The sequence below is a fragment of the Vibrio sp. 2033 genome, from assembly GCF_033339735.1.
In genome coordinates this window covers 1-724 of the sequence record NZ_JAWOVC010000321.1, presented here as the reverse complement: position 1 = coordinate 724, position 724 = coordinate 1, and the positions used below count along the sequence as shown (strand labels likewise).

The following is a 724-nucleotide window of genomic DNA, read 5'->3' as shown; positions in this document are numbered from 1 at the left end:
GGTTTCCAGGTACACGTCGGCCCTAATAAACCAGAGAGCCGGGGCACTGTAGAGGTGGTTTCTTCTAACCCGACTGATAAGCCAAAGATTGAGTTTAACTACATCTCGACCGAGCAAGATAAACAGGACTGGCGTGACTGTATTCGTCTGACGCGCGAAATTCTCAATCAACCTGCGATGGATGAGTTCCGTGGCGATGAAATCCAGCCAGGTCTCAATATCACTACCGACGAGCAAATTGATGAGTGGGTTAAGCAAAATGTTGAGAGTGCTTATCATCCTTCATGTAGCTGCAAAATGGGTGCAGACGATGATCCGCTAGCTGTACTGGATGAGCAGTGTCAGGTACGCGGCATCCAGGGTTTGCGTGTTGTGGACTCGTCGATTTTCCCAACCATTCCAAATGGTAACTTGAACGCGCCAACCATCATGGTTGCAGAACGGGCTGCGGACATGATCTTGGGTAACGCACTAGAAAAAGCAAACAATACTCCGGTTTGGATTGCGCCGAACTGGCAAGAGATGCAGCGAATGCATCCACCGAAAAGAGACTTGGAGTCGATCTCTTAATCTTTAAAAACTGAGAATAAAGTCAGAAATTATTAAAAGGAATTCAACATGTCTAAGATGACGAAAATACTATCGACTATCGCGTTAAGTTCTTTAGCTACCAGCGCTTACGCAAACCAATGTGAAACCGTGCGCTTTGCCGATGTCGGCTGGA

General features: G+C 47.0%; 1 protein-coding gene and 1 pseudogene. Both read left to right on the top strand.

Annotated elements, in window-relative coordinates; translation table 11 throughout:
- A partial coding sequence (locus R7P74_RS26355; RefSeq protein WP_318123592.1) for a GMC oxidoreductase occupies nt 1-570 on the top strand: 570 nt, incomplete at its 5' end.
- A 48-nt stretch (nt 571-618) separates the two neighbouring features.
- Nucleotides 619-724, top strand: a pseudogene (locus tag R7P74_RS26350) (glycine/betaine ABC transporter substrate-binding protein); the annotation flags it as partial.